Consider the following 21,946-nt stretch of genomic DNA (forward strand, 5'->3'; position numbering starts at 1 on the left):
GCACCTCCGTGCGGTGCCGGGACCGGGCCCTTCCCCGCGGCGCGGGCGTGCGGTGCCGGGCGTGCGGTGTCAGGACCGGGGCGGGGCCTCGTCGGACCAGCGGAGGATGGCGCCCAGGCCGCCGGCCGGCGCCTGTTCCGGGTCGGGGACCACCACGATGTCCGCGCCGGTCGCCGCGGCCGACCTGATCAGCGCGTCGTCGGCCCGCGCGGCGGCCGGATGCGGTTCGCCCAGGTACGTCAACTCCGAGGCGCGCACGCCCAGTTGATCGCTCCGGGAGCCCACCCAGACCTCGCGCCCGGCGTCCGCGCCGCGCGGATCGACCAGCAGGGTCCCGATCCGGTGCTCGCGCGCGGCCTCCACCAGCGCCGGGATGCCGGCCGCGGTGTCCGGGGCGGGCTTGCCCACCGGGTCGGCGCCGGTGCGGAACCGTTCGGTCGCCGCGGTGACGCGGTCGTGCTCGTGGCCCGCGCAGACCTGGGCGACGTCCCGTTCGACCAGGTCGGTGTCCGCGCCGTCGGCCCGTCCGCCGTGCTCGCTCTCGTGCGTGACGGAACGCAGCGGTTCCGGCAGCCGGTCGTGCACCGCGCGCCGCTCCCGGGTGTCGCCGACGAGCAGCACCGCTTCGGCGCCGCACTTCTCGTAGGCGTCGGCGATCGCGTCCGCGATGTCCTGGGCGTTGCGTTCCCAGGTGTTCTCCACCTTCGCCTGGAAGTGGGTCTCGGACCAGTCGGCCGAGGCGGTGCGGTGCAGGGGCCGGTCGGCGCCCTCCACCTGGCCGGCTTCGTGGCCCGTGCGGCCGTCGGTGACGCAGAAGTCGGCGCCGTGCCGGTCCAGGCGGACCACCAGGCACAGCGGGCTCTGGCCCAGGGCGGCCAGCAGCGGGGTGATGCGCGGGACCGGGCCCCAGGTGACCAGGGGCGCGGGCGGCGGCCCCGGCAGCGGGACGTCGAGCACCACCCGGCCCTCGGTGGCGAACAGCGCATGGCTGCCCCGGGCCTCGCCGGCCCGCTGCTGCGGTGCGGCGAGCGCGTCCCGCAGGGCGCCGGAGGTGGCCTCGTCCGCGCCGAGCGCGAGCAGCTTGGCGCCGGTGGCCTCCGCGATCAGTTCCTGCTGCTTCGCCGCGTCCTCGGTGGTGTGCGGGATCTCGGTGTAGACCGTTGCCCAGGGGCCCGCCCGGTCGACCACGGGACGCAGGAGCGGGAGTTGCATGGCTGGCCTCCTTGGATTCACCGGTTTCCATGGAGTTCTTCGGGTACCCCGCTGACGGAGGCGTAAGGGTGCGCCGGCGGGGCCGGTCCGGCGGGCGTGCCGGTGGCCTTCCGTCCCATGGTGTCGCAGGAGGCCGCCCGGGGCCCCTCGGAGCCCGGCCCCGGCGGCTACGCCGGGCAGGTACCGACCGCGGGCGCCGGACGGGCCGCGCGCCGGCCCGGCCCGATGAGCTTCCCGGCCAGCACCGCGCCCGCGATGATCAGGCCGCCCGCCACCAGGGCGCCGCGCGCCCCGGCCACCTGCATCAGCAGACCCAGCAGCGGCGGGCCCACCAGGCCCCAGGCGGTGCTCAGGGTGCGCCAGACCCCCAGCACCCGGCCGCGCATGTGCGGCGGCGGGTCGGTCTGGAGCACCGTGGTGCCGGCCGTGTCCGACACCGACTCGACCACCGACATCGGCAGGACCAGCACCAGCAGGACCAGCAGCGACGGGGAGACCCCGGCGACGACCTGGAGCAGCGCGCCGGCCGCGGCCAGCAGGCCGACCAGGGTGACCGAGGGGTTGCGCAGCCGGGCCGCGAGCACCGCGCCGAGGATGCCGCCGGCGGCCAGGACGGTGGAGACGGTGCCGAAGGCGCCCGCGCCCGCGCCGAGCGGGCCGGTGACGAGGACGGCGAGGGTCAGGGTGTAGTTGCGGCCGAAGACGGCGCTCAGACCGGTGATCACCGCCAGGCCCACCAGGCGCGGCCGCCGCAGGAAGAACACCAGCCCCTCCCGGGCGCTCCCGCCGGCCTCGGGCTCCTGGACGGCGGCGGCCGGTGCGGCCCGCTCCGGTGCGCCGGACGGTGCGCGCAGGGCCGCGGGCGCCGGGCGGAGGAAGGGGATGACCGCGGTGACGAAGAGGAAGGACAGGCCGTTGGCGGCGTAGGCCGCTCCGGTCCCGAGGGTCCCCACCGCCACACCGGCCAACGCGGTACCGCCCAGCCGGCCGACGCTGTGCACCAGGGAGCCGACGGCGATCGCGGACGGCACGTCGGCGGTGGGCACCAGGTCGTTGCCGAGCAGGGCGCACGCCGGGCCGTCGATGGTGGCGATCAGGCCGGTGACGGCGGCCAGCGCGAGCAGGATGCCGTAGTTGAGCTGCCCGGTGGCCAGCAGGACGGCGGTGGTGAAGGCGACCAGGCCGAGCACCGCCTGGCTCACCGCGGCGGTGAGCTTCCGCGGCCACCGGTCGACGGCGGCCCCGCCCACCAGCCCCATCAGCAGCCCGGGCCCCGCCTGCACGGCCAGCGAGAGACCGGTGGCCGCGGCGGAGTGGGTCAGTTGCAGCACGAGCAGGTTCTGCACGGTGAGCTGCATCCACGTACCGACGTTGGACAGCAGGTTGGCCACCGACCACCAGCGCATGCTGCGGTAGCGCAGGGAACGCCACGGGGCGTGGTCCTCGGCGCGGCCGCCGGGCGCGCCCCGCCGGAGCCGCAGGCCCGGCAGCCGGGCGGCGGCCGGGGCACGGCGGGACGCCGGTCGGGCGGCGGGTGGTCCGGAGGGGGGAGTGGGGTCGGACTCGGGCGACGGCGCCTGCGCGGGGACCCGGGCAGGGGCGGGGGCGGGAGAAGGCACAGCGGCAAGACCTTGTGAGGAGCCCGTCGGGCTCGCAGGGCGGTGGGGCCGGCGCGCGGCGCACGACGGCGTGCGCGGCGACGTGCCGGGGGCTCGGCGGTGCTGGGCTCAGGCCGGGCCGACTGGCCACGAAGCCTCGCGGGCTCAGCGGTGTCCCATCCTCACAGAACGCCCCATACGGAGAAAAGCGGACGCGGCGTGGGGTGGCTCACGCCGCCTCCCACCGCCCGCCCGCCCCCGCCATCTCCCTTGCGGCGCACGGCATCCGGCGGGCGCGTGGGGTTGCTCACACGCCCGGTGCGGTGCCGGTGCCGCTCGGCGGCGGCGCCGCTCAGCCGCCGTCCGCGCGCCCGTCGTCGCGCACCCGCACCGCGTCCTCCTCGGCGGGCACCGGGGTGATGTCGTCGGGCCCCGCCCCCTTCGGGCCGGTGCCCGCGGCACCGACGTCGGGCTCCTCCTCGGCCAGCCGCTCGTCGAGGCTCTCACCGCGCCGCTGCTCCCGGGCCGTGACACCGGTACCGGCCGCGTACGGCTCGTCGGCGGGGGAGTAGCCCGCGTCCAGCAGCTCGTCCGGGTCGGCCTGGCCCAGGGTGTTCTCCGGGTCCGGTCCCCGGGCCGCGTCCTCGGCGTCCTGCTGGTCCGGCTGGTAGACCTCGTCGCCCATGGCGTCATCGGACATCTCGTGCACCCTTCGTCGCGCGGCGGCCCTGAGGCCGCGTCCTGCGGCCTCCCTCCAGGAATGCCATGGATCCGGCAGCTGGGCCAGTGCAGTCGCGGGCGGGCCGGGCCGCACCCACAGTGGGAGAGCCGCGCCCCCGCGGCCCGCAGTGCCGTCCCCGCCCGCGCCCAGGAGGCAGCCGTATGGCCCCGCACCGCCCGCAGCTCCGCGTCCCGGCCGGTGGCGGCGGCGGGGGCGCGCCGCGGCTCCTCGTCCTGCGGGCGCTCGGCCTGGGCGACCTGCTGGCGGCCGTCCCCGCGCTCCGGGCGCTGCGCGCCGGGCACCCCGGGCACCGCCTCGTCCTCGCCGCGCCCGGCCGGTTCGCCGAGGCCGCCCGGGCCACCGGCGCCGTGGACGCGCTGCTGCCGACCCGGGCCGCCGGCCGGGAGGTCCCGCGGCGCCTGGACTGGACGGGCCCGCCGCCCGACGTCGCGGTGGACCTGCACGGCAACGGCCCGGAGAGCCGGGGCGTGCTCCAGCGGCTCCGCCCGGCCCGGCTCCTGGCCTACGCGACCTCCGGCGCGCCCGCGCCCTGCGGACCGGTCTGGCGGGACGACGAGCACGAACGGGACCGCTGGTGCCGGCTGCTCACCTGGTACGGCCTGGCCGCGGACCCCGCCGACCTGCGCCTGGCACCCCCCGCCCGGCCCTCGCCGGCGCCCGGCGCGCTCGTGGTCCACCCGGGCGCCGACGCCCCGGCCCGGTGCTGGCCGCCGGAGCGGTTCGCGGCGGTCGCCCGGGCGCTGCACCGGGCCGGCCACCGGGTCGTGGTCACCGCCGGGGCCGGGGAGGGGCCGCTCGCCCGGTGGGTCGCGGCGCGGGCGGACCTGCCTCCGGCCGCGGTCCTCGGCGGCGCCGCCGACGTCCCGTTCGCGGAACTCGCCGCGCTGGTGGCGCAGGCCCGCGCGGTGCTCGTCGGGGACACCGGACTCGCCCACCTCGCCACCGCCTTCGGCACCCCGTCGGTGGTGCTGTTCGGGCCGGTCGCGCCGCGGCTCTGGGGGCCGCCGGCCGCGGAGCGGCACCGGGTGCTGTGGCATCCGGACGGCGACGACCGCCCGCGGCCCGGTGACGCGCACGGCGACCGGCCGGACGCCCGGCTGCTGCGGATCACCGTGGCCGAGGTGCTGGCCGCGCTCGCCGCGCTGCCCGGACCGGACCGGCCGCCCGCACGGCGGGAACCGGTCCGGTGACCCCCGCCCGGGTGCTGCTCACCGGCTGGTTCAGCTTCCTCCGCGGCGAGGTCACCGCCGGGGACGCGCTCGCCGCCGACGTCGTCGGGCACGCCCTGCGCCGTGCCGGACTGGTCTGCGACACGGCCTGGTCCCCGGCCTTCCGGCCCGACGCGCTCCACCTGGACGCCCTCGACCCCGCCCGCTACACCCACCTGGTGTTCGCCTGCGGACCGGTGCACTCCCGCAGACCGCCGGACGGCGGCCCCAGCCCGCTGCTCGCCCTGCACGACCGCTTCCCGGCGGCCCGCCGGATCGCGGTGGGGGTCTCCGTTCCCGACCCGGACGACCCCGCCGTCCGCCGCTTCCACACGGTGCTGCCGCGCGACGGCACCGGGCGGCCCGCGGCGGACCTGAGCCTGCCCGCCCCGGTGCCGCCCGCGCTGCCCCTGGTGGGCGTGGTGCTCACCGGCGGCCAGCACGAGTACGGCGCGCGGCGGCGGCACGCGGAGGTGTCCCGGACGCTCGGGGCCTGGCTGGCCGGGTCCGGGGTGGCGCGACTGCCCCTGGACACCCGGCTGGACAGCCGGGACTGGCGGCTGCCCGCCACCCCGGACGAACTGCACACCGTCCTCGCCCGCCTCGACGCGGTCGTCACCACCCGGCTGCACGGGCTCGTCCTCGCCCTGCGGGCCGGCACCCCCGCCCTCGCGGTGGACCCGGTCGAGGGCGGTGCCAAGGTCAGCGCCCAGGCCGCCGCACTGGGCTGGCCCGCCGTGCTGCGCGGCGAGGAGCTGCGCCCGGCCGACTTCCACCACTGGCTCGACTGGTGCCTCTCGGACACCGGCCGCGCCCGCGCCCGCGCCGTCACCGCGGGCCCGGTGGACGGCACCCTCCTTTGGCGGCTCCTGGCGCACCTCCCGGCAGGCGCCCGGACGGGCGGCCCGGCCGGGGCGGACGCGCCGCGGTAGATCCGGGCGGGGCGCGTGCCGGGGCCCTCCCGCGGATGCGGGCCGGGCCCGCCCTTGTGCCTTCAGTCGCGGTACGACCGGGCCGTGGACGCCTGCTGGGGGGCCTCCAGCAGCCGCAGCCGGGCCTCCACCGCACCCGGCAGCGGGCGCCGCTCCCGTACCAGCCAGGGGAGCCCGGCGGCGGCCTCGGTGAAGGCGGAGGCCGAGACGGTGTCGCGGGGGACCCGGGTCGCCAGCCAGAGGGTCCGGCGCAGGGCCACCGGCACCGGGCGGCGGAGCCAGGTGAACCACAGGGTGTTGCGGATGCCGCGGCGGCGGCGCTCGGTGGCGTCCCGGTGCGGGGAGGCCCGGTGGTGGACGGTCAGGTCGTCGGCGTAGGTGAGCCACCAGCCGTCCGCCGCCAGGTCCGCGGCGAGCAGCTCCTCCTCGCCGCCGAGCACCAGCCGGGGCGAGAAGCCGCCCGCGGTGCGGAAGGCGTCGGCGCGCAGGACCGTCGCCGCCGCGAGGAAGGAGCCCAGCGCCGGGCCCGGGAGCCAGGACGGCCCGGGGATCGGCGAGTTGCGCAGCTCCCGCACGATCGGGTCCTCGTAGGGCGGGCGGTCCGGCGGCTCCGGGCCGTCCGGGTGCGGATGCGCCACGATCCGCGCGGTCACCGCGGCCAGTCCGCCGTGGGCGTCCAGCAGATCGGCGGCGCGGCGCAGCGTACCGGGGTGCCACCACGAGTCGTCGTCGCAGAACGCCAGGTACGGCGTGGTGGCGGTGCGCGCGGCGAGGTTGCGGCCCACCGCGCCGAGGTTGCGGCCGAGCGCGAGCAGCCGCACGGGCAGCGGATGGGCCCGGACCGCGGCGGCGGTGCCGTCGGCGGAGGCGTTGTCGACCACGACGACCGGGGGCCGCTCGGGCAGCTCGGCCAGCCGGTCGAGGGTGTGCAGCACATCGGCCCGGCGGTTGCGGGTGATGACGATGACGGTGGTCCGCGGATCGGTCACGGCACGGCTCCTCAGCGCCGACGGCAGGTGGTGAGAGGGTCACCCGGGCTCAACTTGCCACGCTGGCAGGCGAGTTGAGGGCTCCTCCAGGGAGCGGACCAGGTGTTCGACGTGGGCCGGGAGCCGGTGGCGGCGCGCCAGCGCGGCCGGCAGCCGGCGGGCCGCCTCCGCCAGCGCGCGGCGGGAGGCGGGGTCGCCGAGGCCGTCGTACGCCAGCCGCGCGGTCTGCGCCAGGGCGGCGCCGGCCGGCCGCCGCAGCCACGCGGTGAGCAGCGCGTTGCGGCGGGTGCGGACCGTCCGGCCGGGGCGCGGCCGGTCCGTCCCGCCGTCCGGATCGTGCCGTGCGACCAGCTCCGCGCAGTGCACCACCGCCCACCCGGCGGCCGCCAGGTCCATGGCCAGCAGCGACTCCTCCGCCCCGAAGTGCAGGACGGGGTGGAAACCGCCGACCGCCAGGTACGCCCGGCGGCGCAGCACCGCGGCACAGGCCAGGAAACCCAGCACCGACGGGCCGGGCAGGCCGGGGTCGCGGCCCAGCGGGGAGCGGGCCAGCTCGGCGTTGAGCGGGTCCGGCGCACCGGACGGGCCGACGAGCGTACGGGCCGCCAGCAGCCCAAGCCGCGGATGGGCGTCGAACAGGTCCGCCGCGCGGGCCAGCGACCCCGGCTCCCACCAGGAGTCGTCATCGCTGAAGGCCACGTAGGGGGTGTCCAGCGCCGCCGCCCCGTAGGTGCGGCCCACCGCCCCCATGTTGCGGCCCGCGGCCAGGACGCGTACCCGGGGGTGGCGCTCGCGCACCGCGGCGGCGGTGCCGTCCGACGACCCGTTGTCCACCACGACCACCGGCGGCCGCTCGGGGAGCCGCACCAGCGCGTCCACGGTGCGCAGCAGGCTCCGGCGGCGGTTGCGGGTGATCACCACGACGCCCACCCGGGGAGCCGGCCGCGCGCTCACGGGTCGGATTCCCGGCGGACCGCGGCGGTCCGGGCCGCGCGCCGGGCCAGCGTCGTCGTCGACCGGCCGTCGAGGTACGGCAGCACCAGGGCCTGGCCGCCCCACTCCTGGAGCGCGGTGGCCTCCGGCAGGGTGTCGACGGTGTAGTCGCCGCCCTTGACCCAGATGTCCGGCCGGAGCCGGCGCAGCAGCCGCACCGGGGAGTTCTCCTCGAAGACCGCGACCGCGTCGACGCACCCCAGGCCCGCCAGGACCCGGATCCGGTCCTCGATGCGGGTGAGCGGACGCCCCGGCCCCTTGAGGCGGCCGACCGAGGCGTCGGAGTTGAGGCAGACGATGAGGCAGTCGCCGATCCGCCGGGCGCTCTCCAGCAGCCCCACATGGCCGGCGTGCAGCAGGTCGAAGCAGCCGCCCGCGGCGACCACCACCCCGCCCCGGGCCCGCACCGCCCGGGCCAGCGCGAACGGGTCGGTGTCCCGGACCGCGGCCGGCCCGGCGGGCAGCGGCCGCTCCGCGCCGTCCCACAGCGTCCGGCTGCCCGCACCGCCGGCCGCGACGAACGCCGCCGCCTCGGCCACCGCCAGCTGGACGGCCTCCTCGGGCAGCGCACCGTCCGCCAGCGCCCCGGCCGCGGTCGCCGCGAAGCAGTCGCCGGCCCCGCACGGATCGCCGTCCGCGCGGTACGGCGCGGGCACCATCATCGGCGAGTCGCCGCCGGCCCGGGCCAGCAGCGCGCCGCGCGCCCCGAGCGTCACCGCGACCGCGGCGGCGCGCCAGCGGGCGGCCAGCCGCATCGCACGCAGGGCGTCGGCGCGCAGCGTCCGGCCGTCCTGCGCGGTGAGCGCGCGGGCCTCGGACCCGTTGGGCGTCACCAGCCGCGCGCCGGCGACCGGGCGTTCCCCCCTGGGGTGGGGGTCCCAGACCAGCGGTACCCGGCGGGCGGCCTCCGCGAGGTGGCGGCGCACCGCGGCCGCGCCGCCGCGCCCGTAGTCGGCGACCAGGACCGCACCGGCCCCGGCGAGCGCGGCGCGCACCTCCGGGCCCGGTTCCCCGGGCCGGCCGCCGCCGCGGTCGTAGCGCACCACCGCCCGGCCGCCGGCCAGTACGCGGGTCTTCTCCGGCAGGGCCCCGTCCAGCGGGAAATCCACCAGGTGCACCACCCCGGCGAGGGCCCGGCGCACCTCCTGGCTCGCCCGGTCCTCGCCGAGCGCGGCCACCAGCGTCACCTCCCGGCCGCCGCGGGCCGCGAGCACGGCGGCCAGGCCGGCGCCGCCGGGCCGCGTGTGGTCCCGCGTCACATCGACCACCGGTGCCGGTGCGTCCGGTGCGAGGCGGGTGGACTCGCCCTCCAGGTCCCGGTCGAGGAGGACGTCGCCGACGACGACCAGCGGCCGGTTGCGGGCGCTCACGACCGGTTCCCGCCGGTGTGCGGCGGCCCGGGGCGGCGGGCCGGAACGGGGCGGTGGTCGCGGATCATGTGGCGTCCTCCAGGTTGACCGGGATGCGGTCCGGGACGACCGGGCCGTGCGGGCCGGCGGCGTCGAAGTTCTCGCAGAGGATGTGCAGGGCGATCAGGTGGGCCTCCTGCACGGTGGCGGTGCTGTCCGAGGCGATGCACAGCGCCTCGTCGGCGGCGTCGGCCAGCGGGTTGGGCCGGCGCCCGGTCATCGCCCACACCCGCAGCCCGGCCCGCGCGGCGGTCTCGGCGGCCGCCAGCAGGTTGGCGCTGCGGCCCGAGGTGGACAGCAGCACCAGGATGTCGCCGGGCCGCCCGTGGGCCGCCACCTGGCGGGCGAAGACCTGGTCGAAGCCGTAGTCGTTGCCGATCGCGGTCACCGCGGAGGTCTCCGCGTGCAGGGCGACGGCGGAGTAGGGCGGCCGGTCCTGACGGTAGCGGCCGACGAGTTCGGACGTCAGGTGCTGGGCCTGTGCGGCACTGCCTCCGTTGCCCGCCGCCAGCAGGCGGCCCCCCAGGGGCAGCACCTCGTGCAGGCGGGATGCCCAGCGGGCCAGCTGGGGCAGGCCGTTGTGCCGCAGCTCGCGCAGGGCCTCGTGCAGGGACTGGCAGTGCTGGTGTGCGCTTTCCAGGGGATGGCTCATGGGGCGCGTCCCTTCCGTGCGGGGTCGGGGCCCGGCCGCGCGACCGGTCAACTCTTCTGCGCGGCCCGGTAGGTGACGGTGCGTCAGGCAGCCTCCGGAACGGTCGGCCGCGGGGCGAGCAGTGCCCGGTAGACGGATTCGGTGGCCTCCGCCACGGTGTCCCAGCCGTAGCGGGCCAGCACCCGGCGGCGGCCCTCGGCCCCGCAGGCGGCCCGGTGCGCCGGATCGGCCAGCAGCCCGGCCACCGCGTCGGCCAGCGCGGCCGGGTCGCCGGGCGGCACCAGCCGGCCGGTCACGGTGTCGACGACGGTGTCCAGCTGCCCGCCGACCGCGGTGGCCACCACCGGCCGGCCGCAGGCCATCGCCTCCAGCGGCACGATGCCGAACGGCTCGTAGTCCGCCGGGCACAGCACCACGTCCGCGGCGCGCAGCAGCGCCGGTACGTCGCCGGTGGGCACCCCGCCGGTGAAGTGCACCCGATCGGCGACACCCGCCCCGTCGGCCACCGCCCGCAGCCGCCGCACCTCCGGATCGGCGTCGAGCTGCGCCGGCGGCGGGCCGCCGGCGATCACCAGCCGGGCCTCGGGCAGCCGGGCCAGCGCCGCGATCGAGACCATCGCGCCCTTGCGCGGCACCAGGCGCCCCAGCTGGAGCAGCATCGGGTGGGCGTCGTCGCGCGGTGCGACCGGCCCGTCCGGGGTGAAGACCGACGGGTCCACACCGCAGGGCACGACGCTGACCTTGCGCGGCGGGATCCCCATCCGCCGCAGCTCGGTGACCTCGTCCCGGCAGGTGGCGATCACCTGGCCGCAGCCGGTGCCGACGTCGACCTCGGTCGCGATCCGGCTGGGCGGCGAGGTGTCGTCGCCCTTCTGGTGGCGGCGCTTGACACTGCCCAGTGCGTGGTAGGTGTGCGCCAGCGGCAGCCCGTGCTCCCGGGCCGCCCCCAGGGTGGCCAGGCCCGACATCCAGAAGTGCGAATGCGCCACGTCCGGCGGGCGGCGCCGCCAGTCCTCGGCCAGTGCCCGGGCGAACTCCGGTATGTGCGGCAGCAGTTCGTCCTTGGGGATGTGGCGCGGCGGGCCCGCGCTGACGTGCCGCACGGTGACCCCGCGGCGCAGCGGTACGTCGTCGGGCGGATCCGGCGCGTCGCGCCGGGTGTAGACCACGACCCGGTGGCCGCGGTCGGCCAGGGCGCCGGCGAGCCGGGCGACATGGACGTTCTGGCCGCCGGCGTCCACCCCGCCCAGGACCGCGAGCGGACTCGCGTGCTCCGAGACGAGCGCGATGGACAGCCGGGGGGCGGGCTGGTGGGCGGTCATGCGGCTACCTCCGTGATCAGGGACTCCCAGTCGGCGAGAAAGCGCTTGAGCCCGTACCGGCCGAGCGCCGCCTGGCGGGCCCGGGCCCCGTCCTCGGCCGCCGCGTCCGGCTCGGCGAGGTACCTGCGAAGGGCCCCGGCCAGCACCTCGGGCCGGTTGGAGAGCACCCCGCAGCCCGGCGGCACCGCCTCGACGGCCTCCGTGGTGGCCAGCGCCACCACCGGCATGCCCAGGTGCATGGCCTCCAGCAGCGACAGTCCCAGCGACGTCCAGCGCACCGGGTGCAGATAGACCCGGCGCTGGGCCATCGCCTCGTGCAGGTCCCGCTGCGGCAGATCGGCGGTCCGGCACGCCTCGGCGGACAGGCCCAGCCGGTCGGCGAGCCCCTCGGTCCGCATCCCGAACACGTCCAGGGGCGCCGCACCGGCCAGCGCCGGCAGCAGGTCCGTGCCGACCGTCCGCCCGCGCCGCACCGGCTCGTTGACCACCACCGCGGCCCGCGCCAGCCGACCGGTGTAGCGGTGGCCGGGGTCGACGATGCCGTGCTCGATCACCTCGGTGCGGGTGCCGCCGCTGTCCCAGAACAGCCGGTTGAAGTGGGTGACGTGCACCAGCACCAGGTCCCGCCGGCCGGCGCACGGGTGGCGGGTGTCGGGGACGTCGCCGTCCGGGGCGTTGTGCTCCAGGTACACCGCCGGGACGTCCCGCCCCGGGCGGCGCCCGCCGAGCCAGCGCTCGGCCAGCTCCGCCTCGTGCGGCCGCTGGAGGACGACCAGATCGACCTCGGCCCGGCGCAACTCCTCCGGGGTCCGCTCGTGCACCGCGTCCGGCCAGGGGAACGTCCGGGCCCGGCCGCGCCCGTCCGGCCCCCGGTCCGGGGTGACCGGCACCAGGTAGGTGTGCGGGCCCTGGACGAACGCCGTCGTCCACGAGCCGTGTACGTGCCACAGCAGGATGTTCATACCGTCGCCCCTCTGTCGTCGGTGGGCAGTTCCGCGGCGCCGACCGGGGGCGGCCGGCGGTGCCCCCCGGCGCGCGCCGGACCGCGGTCGATATGCGGACGACGACCCGTCAATTCGGCTACCGCAGCAAGGAGTTCGGCGTCCGGGATGCCGTCGAGGCAGGGGTGGCCGGGCACCGGGCACTGCCGTGCGCGGCTGTCCGCGCACGGCGCCCGCTGGTCGCCCAGCACCACGTGCGGCACGCCGTACGGGGCCCAGCGGCCGGCCGGCACGACCGGCGCGAAGACCGACGCGACCGGGGTGCCCACCGCGGCGGCCAGGTGCGCCGGGCCGGTGTTGCCGACGACCGCGGCCCGGGCCCCGGCCAGGACCCCGGCGAGCCGGCGCAGATCGGTCCGCCCGCCGAGGTCCAGGCCGTGGCCGCCGGCCACCTCGGCGGTCAGCTCCCGCTCGTCCGGACCGCCGGTGACCACCACCCGGTGCCCGGCCGCCGCCAGCGCGGCCGCGGCCCGGGCGGCGCGCGGGGCGCTCCACGCCCGGGCGGGCACCGCCGCCCCCGGGTGCAGCACGACGTACGGGCCGCTGCCGGTCAGGCCGGAGGTGTCCGGCGGCGGCAGCACCCGCAGCCGCCCGTCGTCCCCCGGCGGCAGGCCGTACCCCGCCGCCCGGACCAGGTCCAGGGCCGCCTCGGCCTCGTGGCGGTCCGGGGCGCGCCGGTGCCGCAGGTCCAGCAGGGCGCCCGGGTAGTCCACGCAGTCCGCCGCCGTCCAGACGTCCCCGGCCAGCTTCAGCAGCAGCGCGGCCGGGAGCGGGCTCTGGTGGAAGGAGGTGAGGATCAGCGCCCGGTCGAACCGGCCCGCCGCCAGCCGCCCGACCAGCGCCTCGGTGACGTCCCGGTCCACCGGCGGGGGCCGCAGGCCGACCCACGGCGCGTCGTGCACCAGGATCTCGTCCACCCCGGGCAGCAGGTGCGCGGCGGCCTCGCCCAGCGGCCCGCACAGCAGCGCGGTGTGCGACGAGCCCGCCGCGACCGCCCGGATCGCGGGTCCGGCCAGCAGGACGTCGCCCGCGCTGTCCAGGCGGACCACGAGAGTGCGCGGCAGGGCGGTCATCCGGTGACCCCCTCCGCCGGGCGGCGGCCCAGCAACTGCCGTACCGCCTCCGGCAGATCGGCCGCCCGGTGCGGTGCGGCGGCGATCTCCGCGGCGCGGGTCACCGGTGTCGGTACGAGCACCCCCCGCGCGCCGGCCGCCCGGGCCGCCGCCAGGTCGCTGCCGATGTCGCCGACCACCGCCGCCCGCCCGGGCGGGACCCCCAGCCGGTGGCAGGCGGCGAGGACGAGACCGGGCGCCGGTTTGCGGCACCCGCAGCCGTCCGCCGGACCGTGCGGGCACACCGCCCACACGTCGAACGGCCCCAGCAGCGCCGCCACCCGGCGGTGCACCGCCTCCACCTGGGCGCGGGTCAGCAGCCCGCGGGCCACCCCGGACTGGTTGGTCACCACCCCCACCGCCAGGCCCCGGGCCCGTACCGCGTCCAGTGCGGCGCGCGCCCCGGGCATCGGCACCACCCGGTCCGGGTCGCCGTTGTACGGCACGTCCGCCACCAGCGTCCCGTCGCGGTCGAAGAGCACCGCCGCGAGCGGGCCGCCGCCGTCCCCGGCAGCGGGCGCCGCCCCGGCCGGCCCGCGGCCGTACAGCCACGGGGCGCCGGACCGCCGCGCCGCGCGCACGGTCATATCCGCTCCCGGGCCGGCCGGGGACCGGCGGCGACCGGCACCGGGCCCGCCGGCACCGCGGCCGGCACCACGCCCCGGTGCCGGACCAGGCCGCGCAGCCAGTGCGCGGTCGCCACCGGGGGGATCAGCCCGCTGGTCACCGCCATGGTCGCCACCTCGTCCCGGGTCCGCGGGCCGGGGGCGATCCGCGCCCAGGCGAACTCCGCGGTACCGGCCAGCCAGCCGGCGGCCAGGACCAGCGCGGCCCGGCGCCTGCCCAGCGCGGCGCACAGCAGCGCGCCGCCGGCCGCCGCGGTCACCGCCAGGTGCCCGGGCAGGCGGCCGCGGGGTGCCTGGGCCCGCCGCCACCAGCCGCGCCCGTGCAGCCGGTTCATCAGCACGTCGTCGGCGTTGCCGGCCTGGAGCCGCACCGAGACCCAGCGGTCCGCGGGGCGCACCGGATGGGTGGTCCGGCGGCGGCCCTGGGCCAGCTCCCAGCCGGCGTCCTCCAGCCGCAGCGCGAGGTCCGCGTCCTCCCGGAACGCCCGGCGGAAGCGCTCGTCGAAACCGCCCACGTCGGCCAGCGCCGCACGCCGGTAGGCCATGTCCGCGGTGATCCACCTGGCGGTGGCCAGGCCGGCGGTGCTGCGCTCCCAGTCGGTGGGCTCCCGGCCCCACGGCTGCGGCACGCTGATCCGCGCGGCCACGCCCGCGGTCCGCGGGGTCGCGGCCCGCAGGTCGTCGGCGAGATCCTCCGCCCAGCGGGGGCCGGGCACCACGTCGTCGTCCAGGAAGACCACCCACGGGACGCCGTCCACCGCCCGCCACCCGGCATTGCGCGCCGCCGCCGGGCCGTCCCCGTAGCCCGGCACGGTCTCGGTGCGGTCCCGCAGCGCCGCCGGGATGTCGACCGGCAGCGGCGCGCAGTCGTCCAGCGGCCGGTCGTCGACCAGCACGATCCGGCGCGGCGCCGGCCCGCGGGCCTCGGCGAGCGCCGCCAGGCAGGCGGCCAGACTGGGCCGCCCCAGGGTCGGGATGACGACGGCGTAGGCGGGGGCCGGCACGCGGTCCCGGCCGGCCGGGCGCTTCGTCATCGGGCCACCTCCTGCCCGCCGCCGAACGCTTGCGGTCGGCGGACCGCGAACGGGCCGATGGCCAGCAGGTCGACCGGCGTCGAACCGAAGCACTCCAGCGCGTCCCGCGGATCGTCCACCATGGGCCGGCCCGCCGTGTTGAGACTGGTGTTGACCACCACCGGCAGACCGGTGAGCCGCTCGAACTCGGCCAGCATCCGGGCCACCAGCGGCTCGTCCGCCGGATCGACGGTCTGGATGCGGGCGGTGCCGTCCACGTGCACCACGGCCGGGATGCGGTCCCGCCACTGTGGTGCCACCTCGTGCACGAACAGCATGTAGGGGCTGGGGAGTTGGCCGTCGAAGAGCTGCCCGGCGCGGTCCGCGAGCACCATCGGGGCCACCGGCCGGAACTGCTCGCGGCCCTTGACGTCGTTGAGCCGTTCGAGGTTCCGGGAGTACCCGGGGTGCGCCAGCAGCGAGCGGTGTCCCAGCGCCCGCGGACCGTACTCCGAGCGGCCCTGGAACCACGCCACGATCGCGTCGTCCGCCAGCGCCCGGGCCACGGTCGCCGCGATGTCATCGGGCCGCTCGTACGGCACGGCCGCGGTGCGCAGCCAGTCCTCCAGCTCCCGGTCCGTCCAGTCCCGGCCCAGGGCGGCGCCGGGCATCGGCAGCGGCTCGTCGCCCTGGTGGGCGCTGAGCAGCAGCGCGGACCCCAGGGCGGTACCGGCGTCCCCGGCGGCCGGCTGCACCCAGACCCGGCTGAACGGCCCCTCGCGGGCGATCCGGGCGTTGGCCACGCAGTTCAGGGCCACCCCGCCGGCCAGGGTCAGGGTGCTGTCGTGCGTGCGGCCGTGCAGCCAGCGCACCAGCTCCAGCAGCGTCTCCTCCAGACATGCCTGGGCGCTGGCCGCGAGGTCCGCGTGGTCCTGCGTCCACTCCTCGTCCGGCCGGCGCGGGGCGCACAGCTCGTGCCAGGGGACGCCGGTGGCGTGGAAGCCGCCGTCCGTCGTCGGGTGGACGTGGCGGCGCAGCTCGGCCAGCATCCGCGGCCGCCCGTAGGAGGCCAGCGCCATCACCTTGAACTCGTCGGAGGAGCGCAGGAAGCCCAGGTGCTCGGTCAGCTCCTCGTACACCAGGCCCAGCGAGTGCGGCAGTTCCTGGCCGCACAGCGGTTCCAGCTTGCCCTGCACCCGCCGCGCGGCCAGGTGCGAGGTCGCCTCGCCGCGGCCGTCGAGGACCAGCACCGAGGAGGTGTCGGCCGCCGGTGCGGCGAACGCGGCGGAGGCGGCGTGCGCCATGTGGTGCGGTACGAAGCGCACCCGCTCCGGGTCGAGTCCGGGCAGCGCGGTGGCCAGGAAGCCGGGTGCCTGGCGGGCGTAGGTCAGGCGCAGGTGGTCCCACGGGTCGTCCAGGCCCATCAGGTCGGCCGGTTTGGCCAGTGCGGGATCGAAGGAGTACGCGACCGCGTCGATGTCCTGGATGCGCAGCCCGGCCCGGGCCAGGCACCACCGGGCGGCCTGTTCCGGCAGTTCCCAGGCGGAGAACGGGACCGGCCGTTTGCCGTGCTTCCGCCGGGAGAAGCGTTCCTCCTCCGCCGCGGCCACCGTCGTCCCGTCGATGACCAGCGCCGCGGCCGGGTCGTGGAACAGTGCGTTGATTCCCAGAATGCGCATGGCGTCGGGTCGGCCTTTCGTACGGGGCGCGGGCGGGCTCGGTCGCGGAGCCGGCTCAGCCGCCGGGGTGGTCGCGGAACCAGGCGATGGTGCGGGCCAGCCCGTCCCGGGCGGCCACCCGCGGTTCCCACTGGAGCTTGTCGCGGGCCAGGGTGATGTCGGGGCAGCGCACCGCCGGATCGTCGGCCGGCCGCTCGATGAACCGCACCGAGGACCGCGAGCCCGCCAACTCCACGATCAGCCGGGCCAGTTCGAGCATGCTCAGCTCATCGGGGTTGCCCAGGTTGACCGGACCGCGCAGATCGGAGGCGGCCATGGCGAGGATGCCGCGCACGGTGTCGTCCACGTAGCACAGCGAACGGGTCTGGCAACCGTCGCCGGTCACGGTCAGCGGGTCGCCGGTCAGGGCCTGCCGCACGAACGTCGGCACCGCGCGCCCGTCGTGGCCCCGCATCCCGGGCCCGTAGGTGTTGAACAGCCGCACGATGCCGGTGTTGGTGCCGTGCGCGTTGGCCTCGGCGGAGGTCAGCGCCTCGCCGAAGCGCTTGGCCTCGTCGTAGACGCTTCGCGGGCCGACCGGGTTCACATTGCCCCAGTAGTCCTCGCTCTGCGGGTGCTGCTGGGGATCGCCGTACACCTCCGAGGTGGACGCCAGCAGGAAGCGGGCGCCGCTCTCGCGCGCCAGGCGCAGGGCGTTCCGGGTGCCCAGGCTGCCGGTCTCCAGCGTGTGCAGCGGCAGCCGCAGGTAGTCGGCGGGTGACGCCGGGGAGGCGAAGTGCAGGACCAGGTCCGGGAGTTCACTCACCTCGAAGGGCTCCGCCACGTCGGCCTCCACCATGCTGAAGCCGGGGTGCGCGCGGAGGTGCGCGACGTTCTCGGGTCTGCCGGTGCTGAAGTCGTCCACGCAGACCACCGACGTGCCCTCGGCGAGCAGGGCGGTGCACAGATGCGAACCGACGAAGCCCGCGCCGCCGGTCACCACGGCGCGCTGCCACCTGTGCGGATGTGCCATGCCGATCGCCTCCTCGCACTGGGTAGGAGCCCTTTGGCGCGGCCGTTCCGGCGGCCGGTGCCCCTCGAACAGCGTCAAGGCGGTGACGGATCGCAGCGAGGCGAACTCGGCCGGTCGAGTGGCTTCCGGGGCCCCGAAAACGCCTGCCGCCCGGCCGCCGTGAACCCCGTTCCAGCAGGTCAGCGGCGTTCCCGCCCCGCACCTACCCGCGGGCGTCGTCGACCAGGCCGGGCCGCGGACCGGTCCGGCGGGCCGGGACGAGGTCCACGGAACGGACGCACCGGTCCCAGCCCGCCCCCGACGCCGTCCGGTACCCCGCCAGCTCGCCCGGCGCGAGCAGCGGGCCGAACATCAGGCTCTCGCCCCGGTAGCCGGGCTCGGTGTAGAGCACCAGCGACAGCCCGGTGAGGTTGACCAGGGACGCCACGCCCCCGTCGAAACCGTGCGCGGCGAGGTCCGGCACCCCCTCGTCGGCGACCAGCACCCGACGGGCCGGGTCCCGGTGCTCGTTGAACTGGACGCCTTCGTAGAGGGCGTAGCAGGACGCGCCGCAGACCGCCGTCCCGGAACCGTCGATGACCCGCACCGCCATGCCCACTCCTCCGTCGCCGTCGGCCGCCCCGCGCCCCCGGGGATCCGCGGGCGCTCCTCCCAGCGTCGTACGTCTGGCCGCCGGCGCCATACGGGCACCGGGCGCCGTCCCACTCGCCGGGCGGCCCGGCACGGTGCGCGTGATACTGGACGGACAGGGGGCGGGGCCCGCGTGCGGCAACTCCCGCGCCACCCCCGGCGGCACCCGCCGGGCACACCGGCCCAGCGGCCCGATCGCGCCACCTCATCCGGACCGAAGGAGCCCCTCTCATGGGACACGGCGGAAATGTCATCAATGAGCTGACGGCGGACCACCGGGAGGTGGACGAGCTCTTCGACGCGCTCATGGCGCAGCCCGCCGGAGCGGAGCGGCGCCGGGAGCTGGCGGACCGGATCACCGTGGAGCTGGTCCGGCACTCGGTGGCGGAGGAGCAGCACCTCTACCCCGCGGTGCGCGAGCACGTCGAGGGCGGCCGCACCCTGGCGGACAAGGAGCTGCGGGACCACGCCGAGGTCGAGCGGCTGCTGAAGGCCCTGGAGTCCCTGGACGCCACCGACGACCGCTTCGACCAGCAGATCGCCACGCTGAAGACCACCGTCCAGGCGCACGTCCGGGACGAGGAGAGCCGGCTGTTCCCGCTGCTGGCCGACGCCTGCTCCGCCGCGGTCCTGGACGAGTTGGGCGACAAGGTCCGGCGGGCCAAGAAGAGGGCCCCCACCCGCCCCCACCCCTCGGCCCCCGACACCCCGCCGGCCAACAAGCTGCTGGCGCCGGGCGCCGGTCTCGTCGACCGGGCCCGCGACCTGCTCAGCGGCCGTCGGCACCACATCGCCTGACCGGCGTCCCGCCGGCGGACGGCACCGGACCGAGAACGACCGAGGAGCGTGTGAGCGATGTCGAAGAACCCCCAACAGCCCTCGGTGCGCCGCAGCAAGAAGGGCGCGACCGTCCAGGACTCCGCCGAGGCGAAGGCCGGTTCCGACCGTGCGGTCGGACCCGGCGGCAGCCGGAAGGCGCACGGCAGCAACAAGGGCGCCAAGGGCGGCGGCCGGGGCGGCGGAGCCCCCGAGGAGCAGCGCCCCGACCACCCGTGACGCCGCCCACCGGCGGGCGTCCGAGCCGAACGCAGGGAGAGAGACCGTGGCGGTATCCGGCAAGGTGAGTGACGAACTCTGGGACGAGTTCCACACGGCCGTCAACATGACGTCCCGGGAGCTCCAGGAGTGGCTGAGCACCGAGGCGGCGGGTGAGGAGGCCGAGGAGGTCCCCGACCGGGCGGGCGGGGAGCGCGGCCGCCGGGTCCTGACGATCCTCGGCAAGCGCCGCACCGACCTCACCGACGACGACGTCGAGGTGATGCGCCGGGTCTGCGAGATCGTCCGCTCCCAGCACGGCCCCGGCGGCGAACCGACGGCCGGCGGCGCCGACTGGCGGCACGGCCTGATGGACATCGGCCACGACCCGCTCAAGCCGTCGTGACCGGCCCGGCGCCGGACCGCCCGGAGCACACCGGGCCCTTCGCGGCCTACACCGCCGGCTCCGAGGCGGAGATCCCGCTCCGGGGCTACGCCACGCTCGCCGCGTGCTACGTCGCAAGCCTCGGGCTCTTCGCGGCGGGCGTCCGCGCGGCCCGGCGGCCGCTGCCGGACCGGCTGCCGCCGTGGGAGTTGTTCCTGCTCGGCACCGCCGCCTACAAGGCGTCCCGGACGGTGGCCAAGGACAAGATCACCAGCTTTCTGCGCGCCCCCTTCACCCGCCGCAAGGAGGCCATCAGCGCCAGCGAGGTGATGGACGAGCCGCGCGGCCACGGCCTGCGCCTGGCCGCCGGCGAGCTGCTGGCGTGCCCGTTCTGCCTGGCGCCCTGGGTGGGCGGCGTGCTGTTCTGCGGCTCGGTGGTGGCGCCGCGGGCCACCCGGCTGGTCGCCGGGGGCCTCACGGCCGTCACCTTCGCCGACTGGCTCCAGTACGCCTGGAGCCTCACCCAGCAACAGGCCGAGAAATAGCGGGAGTCGGCATGCCGGGCGGCGTCAGGGCAGCGGCGTGCCGCCCGTCGCGTTGACGATCTCGGCCGTGATGTAGCTCGCCCGGTCCGAGGCGAGGAAGACGTACGCGGGCGCCAGTTCGGCCGGCTGCGCCGGACGCCCGAGCGGCGCCTGCTTGCCGAAGCTCGTGGTGTCCGGCAGCGTCGCCGGGATCAGCGGCGTCCACACCGGGCCCGGCGCCACCGCGTTGACCCGGATCCCCTGCTCGGCCACCATCTGCGCGAGCCCCTGCGTGAAGGTGACGATGGCGCCCTTGGTCATCGCGTAGTCCAGCAGGTGCGGACTGGGCTTGTACGCCTGCACCGACGTGGAGTTGATGATCGAGCCGCCCTTGGGGATGTGCGGCAGCGCCATCTTCGACAGCCAGAACATGGCGTAGAGGTTGGTGCGCACCACCCGGTCGAACTGCTCGGTGGTGATGGCCTGGATACCGTCCGGCTGCGACATCTGGAACGCCGCGTTGTTCACCAGCACATCGATCCGCCCGCCTTCCCGGACGGCCCGTTCGACCAGCGCCCGGCACTGCGCTTCCTCGCGCACGTCGCAGGGCACCGCGACCGGGGTCCGGCCGGCCTCCCGCACCAGCCGGCTGGTCTCCTCCGCCTCCTGCTCCTCCTCCGGCAGATGGGTGAAGACGACATCGGCGCCCTCCCGGGCGAACGCCAGGGCGACGGCCCGGCCGATCCCGGAGTCGCCGCCGGTGATGACGGTCGTGCGGTCGGCGAGCAGACCGCTGCCCTGATAGGAGTCCTCACCGTGGTCGGGGGGCGGGTCCATCGGCCCGGTCCAGCCGGGGTGCCGCTGCTCCTGCTGCCGGAACTCCGGACGGGGATGCTTGGTGACCGGGTCGCTGGGGCCCGTGTTCTCGCCTGCCATGGGCGCACTCCTCTCGTACACGCACTGTCTTCCGAACGCCCTGCCGCTCCGGGTGCCGGGTGCCAGGGCCGCGGCGGGGCGCGGCGGGCTGCCGGGCCCGGACTTCCAGGCTGCGAGCCCGCCGTGGCCGCCGCATCCCGGTCGCACCGGCCGCTGCCGGGCCGGGCGGGCGGCCGCGGCAGGGGCCGGGCCGCCGGGAGCGCGGGGCGTGGGGTGGCAAGGCGGCGGTGCACAGCGCGTACGGGCGGCCACGTGGGGTGGCAACGGTTGCCCATGTCCGGCCACCCGGTGACAGTGAGAGGTGGTGGACAGTTCGCAGGGGGCGCATGCCCCGGCAGCCGCCGGAAGCCCCGTGCACCACGGGCCTTGCACACCAGCCCACCGGTCGCGTGCCCGCCGATATGCCGGGTATGCGTCCTCGGGGCGATGCGGATCCGCGCCCCGCGGCTCCGCGGCGAAACGGACGATGTGGGGAGGCGGCCCGCATGAGCGGACACAGCCCTGATCCGGATCCGCGCAAGACCCCGGGCCTGGAGCCGGGCGGCGGCGTCCCGCCGGGAGAGACGCCACCGGCCGAATCCGGCACCGGTACCGAGACCGGCCCGCGGCACAAGGCGAAGGGAGGCTGGGCCAAGGGACCGACCGTGATCATCGGCATCGTGGTCGTCCTCGTCGTGGCCTTCTTCGTGGCCTACGCCGTGATCGTGGCCGGGTGACCGGCCGCCGCGGCCCGCCCCCGGCGACCGGCACCTGACGCTGCGTCATCCCGCGGGCCGGACCGCGGAAGCGTGTGCGGCGGCGGACCGCGGGCACGTTGCCCCACGGTGCCCGGCCCGGGCGCGCCACCGCGTACCGGACCGCGCGGCCGGCCGGTCACCCGAGGCGGGGCGGCGCACGGCCGGGCCGGGTGCCCCCGCGCTCCGCGCAGTCCCGCCG

23 protein-coding genes are annotated in these 21,946 nt (G+C 77.4%); 7 read left to right on the forward strand and 16 right to left on the reverse strand.

Going from position 1 to position 21,946, the window contains the following annotated elements; all coding sequences use genetic code 11:
• Positions 1-69 precede the first annotated feature (69 nt).
• From MUU72_RS14830 to MUU72_RS14840, 3 genes are all read right to left on the reverse strand, one after another.
• Positions 70-1,212: a baeRF2 domain-containing protein gene (locus MUU72_RS14830; protein ID WP_248013701.1), complete on the reverse strand. Its 1,143-nt coding sequence runs from the start codon at positions 1,210-1,212 to the stop codon at positions 70-72.
• A gap of 167 nt (positions 1,213-1,379) precedes the next feature.
• Positions 1,380-2,618 carry an MFS transporter gene (locus tag MUU72_RS14835; RefSeq protein ID WP_248013752.1) on the reverse strand — a complete coding sequence of 413 codons (1,239 nt, stop codon included), beginning with the start codon at positions 2,616-2,618 and terminating at the stop codon, positions 1,380-1,382.
• Positions 2,619-3,162: 544 nt separating this feature from the next.
• A complete protein-coding gene (locus tag MUU72_RS14840) occupies positions 3,163-3,510 on the reverse strand; it encodes a hypothetical protein (RefSeq protein WP_248013702.1) in 348 nt (115 codons plus the stop codon).
• A 182-nt stretch (positions 3,511-3,692) separates the two neighbouring features.
• On the opposite strand from MUU72_RS14840, the gene MUU72_RS14845 reads away from it, so the two are divergent.
• On the forward strand, positions 3,693-4,742 hold the full coding sequence (locus tag MUU72_RS14845; protein WP_248013703.1) for a glycosyltransferase family 9 protein: 1,050 nt from the start codon (positions 3,693-3,695) through the stop codon (positions 4,740-4,742).
• Positions 4,739-5,692, forward strand: coding sequence for a polysaccharide pyruvyl transferase family protein (locus MUU72_RS14850; RefSeq protein WP_248013704.1), 954 nt, complete (start codon positions 4,739-4,741; stop codon positions 5,690-5,692). Before MUU72_RS14845 ends, MUU72_RS14850 begins: the two co-directional genes overlap by 4 nt.
• A 62-nt stretch (positions 5,693-5,754) precedes the next feature.
• On the opposite strand, the gene MUU72_RS14855 is transcribed toward MUU72_RS14850, so the two are convergent.
• The 12 genes from MUU72_RS14855 to MUU72_RS14910 all read right to left on the reverse strand — a co-directional run bounded on the left by MUU72_RS14855 (position 5,755) and on the right by MUU72_RS14910 (position 18,092).
• Entirely contained in the window at positions 5,755-6,681 is a 927-nt protein-coding gene (locus tag MUU72_RS14855) for a glycosyltransferase family 2 protein (protein WP_248013705.1), read from the reverse strand.
• Between the two features lie 39 nt (positions 6,682-6,720).
• Positions 6,721-7,635, reverse strand: a complete 915-nt coding sequence (locus tag MUU72_RS14860) for a glycosyltransferase family 2 protein (protein ID WP_248013706.1) — start codon at positions 7,633-7,635, stop codon at positions 6,721-6,723.
• Positions 7,632-9,044 carry a PfkB family carbohydrate kinase gene (locus tag MUU72_RS14865; protein ID WP_248013707.1) on the reverse strand — a complete coding sequence of 471 codons (1,413 nt, stop codon included), beginning with the start codon at positions 9,042-9,044 and terminating at the stop codon, positions 7,632-7,634. The genes MUU72_RS14860 and MUU72_RS14865 overlap by 4 nt, the downstream gene beginning before the upstream one ends.
• Before the next feature lie 64 nt (positions 9,045-9,108).
• A complete protein-coding gene (locus MUU72_RS14870) occupies positions 9,109-9,735 on the reverse strand; it encodes a D-sedoheptulose-7-phosphate isomerase (protein WP_248013708.1) in 627 nt (208 codons plus the stop codon).
• Between the two features lie 83 nt (positions 9,736-9,818).
• Positions 9,819-11,057 (reverse strand): glycosyltransferase, encoded by a 1,239-nt coding sequence (locus MUU72_RS14875; protein ID WP_248013709.1) that lies wholly within the window; start codon positions 11,055-11,057, stop codon positions 9,819-9,821.
• On the reverse strand, positions 11,054-12,019 hold the full coding sequence (locus MUU72_RS14880) for a glycosyltransferase (RefSeq protein ID WP_248013710.1): 966 nt from the start codon (positions 12,017-12,019) through the stop codon (positions 11,054-11,056). Before MUU72_RS14880 ends, MUU72_RS14875 begins: the two co-directional genes overlap by 4 nt.
• Entirely contained in the window at positions 12,016-13,131 is a 1,116-nt protein-coding gene (locus MUU72_RS14885; protein ID WP_248013711.1) for a glycosyltransferase family 9 protein, read from the reverse strand. The genes MUU72_RS14880 and MUU72_RS14885 overlap by 4 nt, the downstream gene beginning before the upstream one ends.
• Positions 13,128-13,757, reverse strand: coding sequence for a D-glycero-alpha-D-manno-heptose-1,7-bisphosphate 7-phosphatase (locus MUU72_RS14890; protein WP_248013712.1), 630 nt, complete (start codon positions 13,755-13,757; stop codon positions 13,128-13,130). Before MUU72_RS14890 ends, MUU72_RS14885 begins: the two co-directional genes overlap by 4 nt.
• On the reverse strand, positions 13,754-14,830 hold the full coding sequence (locus tag MUU72_RS14895; RefSeq protein ID WP_248013713.1) for a glycosyltransferase family 2 protein: 1,077 nt from the start codon (positions 14,828-14,830) through the stop codon (positions 13,754-13,756). Before MUU72_RS14895 ends, MUU72_RS14890 begins: the two co-directional genes overlap by 4 nt.
• Positions 14,827-16,488 carry a carbamoyltransferase family protein gene (locus MUU72_RS14900; protein ID WP_248013714.1) on the reverse strand — a complete coding sequence of 554 codons (1,662 nt, stop codon included), beginning with the start codon at positions 16,486-16,488 and terminating at the stop codon, positions 14,827-14,829. The genes MUU72_RS14895 and MUU72_RS14900 overlap by 4 nt, the downstream gene beginning before the upstream one ends.
• A gap of 55 nt (positions 16,489-16,543) precedes the next feature.
• Positions 16,544-17,500 carry a UDP-glucuronic acid decarboxylase family protein gene (locus MUU72_RS14905; protein ID WP_248013715.1) on the reverse strand — a complete coding sequence of 319 codons (957 nt, stop codon included), beginning with the start codon at positions 17,498-17,500 and terminating at the stop codon, positions 16,544-16,546.
• Between the two features lie 202 nt (positions 17,501-17,702).
• Positions 17,703-18,092: a beta/gamma crystallin family protein gene (locus MUU72_RS14910; RefSeq protein WP_248013716.1), complete on the reverse strand. Its 390-nt coding sequence runs from the start codon at positions 18,090-18,092 to the stop codon at positions 17,703-17,705.
• A gap of 269 nt (positions 18,093-18,361) precedes the next feature.
• Here MUU72_RS14910 and MUU72_RS14915 point away from each other — a divergent pair, with 269 nt between their 5' ends.
• From MUU72_RS14915 to MUU72_RS14930, 4 genes are read left to right on the forward strand one after another with little or no spacing between them, the layout of a single operon-like run.
• Positions 18,362-18,928, forward strand: coding sequence for a hemerythrin domain-containing protein (locus MUU72_RS14915; RefSeq protein ID WP_248013717.1), 567 nt, complete (start codon positions 18,362-18,364; stop codon positions 18,926-18,928).
• Between the two features lie 57 nt (positions 18,929-18,985).
• On the forward strand, positions 18,986-19,186 hold the full coding sequence (locus MUU72_RS14920; protein ID WP_248013718.1) for a hypothetical protein: 201 nt from the start codon (positions 18,986-18,988) through the stop codon (positions 19,184-19,186).
• A 46-nt stretch (positions 19,187-19,232) separates the two neighbouring features.
• Positions 19,233-19,571 carry a DUF3140 domain-containing protein gene (locus MUU72_RS14925; protein ID WP_248013719.1) on the forward strand — a complete coding sequence of 113 codons (339 nt, stop codon included), beginning with the start codon at positions 19,233-19,235 and terminating at the stop codon, positions 19,569-19,571.
• Positions 19,568-20,095: a DUF1360 domain-containing protein gene (locus MUU72_RS14930; protein WP_248013720.1), complete on the forward strand. Its 528-nt coding sequence runs from the start codon at positions 19,568-19,570 to the stop codon at positions 20,093-20,095. The genes MUU72_RS14925 and MUU72_RS14930 overlap by 4 nt, the downstream gene beginning before the upstream one ends.
• 24 nt (positions 20,096-20,119) lie before the next feature.
• Here the strand turns inward: MUU72_RS14930 and MUU72_RS14935 are convergent, their stop codons facing one another.
• Positions 20,120-21,010, reverse strand: coding sequence for an SDR family oxidoreductase (locus MUU72_RS14935; protein ID WP_248013721.1), 891 nt, complete (start codon positions 21,008-21,010; stop codon positions 20,120-20,122).
• 485 nt (positions 21,011-21,495) lie between these two features.
• Here MUU72_RS14935 and MUU72_RS14940 point away from each other — a divergent pair, with 485 nt between their 5' ends.
• On the forward strand, positions 21,496-21,726 hold the full coding sequence (locus MUU72_RS14940; protein ID WP_248013722.1) for a DUF6480 family protein: 231 nt from the start codon (positions 21,496-21,498) through the stop codon (positions 21,724-21,726).
• Positions 21,727-21,946: the final 220 nt, after the last annotated feature.

The sequence above is a fragment of the Streptomyces rhizoryzae genome, assembly GCF_023155275.1.
Lineage (GTDB): Bacteria > Actinomycetota > Actinomycetes > Streptomycetales > Streptomycetaceae > Streptomyces > Streptomyces rhizoryzae.

Excerpts from the sequence above, each read along its gene's own strand:
- MUU72_RS14830 (WP_248013701.1), bottom strand. The coding sequence starts at position 1,212 with ATGCAACTCCCGCTCCTGCGTCCCGTGGTCGACCGGGCGGGCCCCTGG.
- MUU72_RS14835 (WP_248013752.1), bottom strand. The coding sequence starts at position 2,618 with ATGCGCTGGTGGTCGGTGGCCAACCTGCTGTCCAACGTCGGTACGTGG.
- MUU72_RS14840 (WP_248013702.1), bottom strand. The coding sequence starts at position 3,510 with ATGTCCGATGACGCCATGGGCGACGAGGTCTACCAGCCGGACCAGCAG.
- MUU72_RS14845 (WP_248013703.1), top strand. The coding sequence starts at position 3,693 with ATGGCCCCGCACCGCCCGCAGCTCCGCGTCCCGGCCGGTGGCGGCGGC.
- MUU72_RS14870 (WP_248013708.1), bottom strand. The coding sequence starts at position 9,735 with ATGAGCCATCCCCTGGAAAGCGCACACCAGCACTGCCAGTCCCTGCAC.
- MUU72_RS14875 (WP_248013709.1), bottom strand. The coding sequence starts at position 11,057 with ATGACCGCCCACCAGCCCGCCCCCCGGCTGTCCATCGCGCTCGTCTCG.
- MUU72_RS14880 (WP_248013710.1), bottom strand. The coding sequence starts at position 12,019 with ATGAACATCCTGCTGTGGCACGTACACGGCTCGTGGACGACGGCGTTC.
- MUU72_RS14885 (WP_248013711.1), bottom strand. The coding sequence starts at position 13,131 with ATGACCGCCCTGCCGCGCACTCTCGTGGTCCGCCTGGACAGCGCGGGC.
- MUU72_RS14890 (WP_248013712.1), bottom strand. The coding sequence starts at position 13,757 with ATGACCGTGCGCGCGGCGCGGCGGTCCGGCGCCCCGTGGCTGTACGGC.
- MUU72_RS14895 (WP_248013713.1), bottom strand. The coding sequence starts at position 14,830 with ATGACGAAGCGCCCGGCCGGCCGGGACCGCGTGCCGGCCCCCGCCTAC.
- MUU72_RS14900 (WP_248013714.1), bottom strand. The coding sequence starts at position 16,488 with ATGCGCATTCTGGGAATCAACGCACTGTTCCACGACCCGGCCGCGGCG.
- MUU72_RS14905 (WP_248013715.1), bottom strand. The coding sequence starts at position 17,500 with ATGGCACATCCGCACAGGTGGCAGCGCGCCGTGGTGACCGGCGGCGCG.
- MUU72_RS14910 (WP_248013716.1), bottom strand. The coding sequence starts at position 18,092 with ATGGCGGTGCGGGTCATCGACGGTTCCGGGACGGCGGTCTGCGGCGCG.
- MUU72_RS14915 (WP_248013717.1), top strand. The coding sequence starts at position 18,362 with ATGGGACACGGCGGAAATGTCATCAATGAGCTGACGGCGGACCACCGG.
- MUU72_RS14920 (WP_248013718.1), top strand. The coding sequence starts at position 18,986 with ATGTCGAAGAACCCCCAACAGCCCTCGGTGCGCCGCAGCAAGAAGGGC.
- MUU72_RS14935 (WP_248013721.1), bottom strand. The coding sequence starts at position 21,010 with ATGGCAGGCGAGAACACGGGCCCCAGCGACCCGGTCACCAAGCATCCC.
- MUU72_RS14940 (WP_248013722.1), top strand. The coding sequence starts at position 21,496 with ATGAGCGGACACAGCCCTGATCCGGATCCGCGCAAGACCCCGGGCCTG.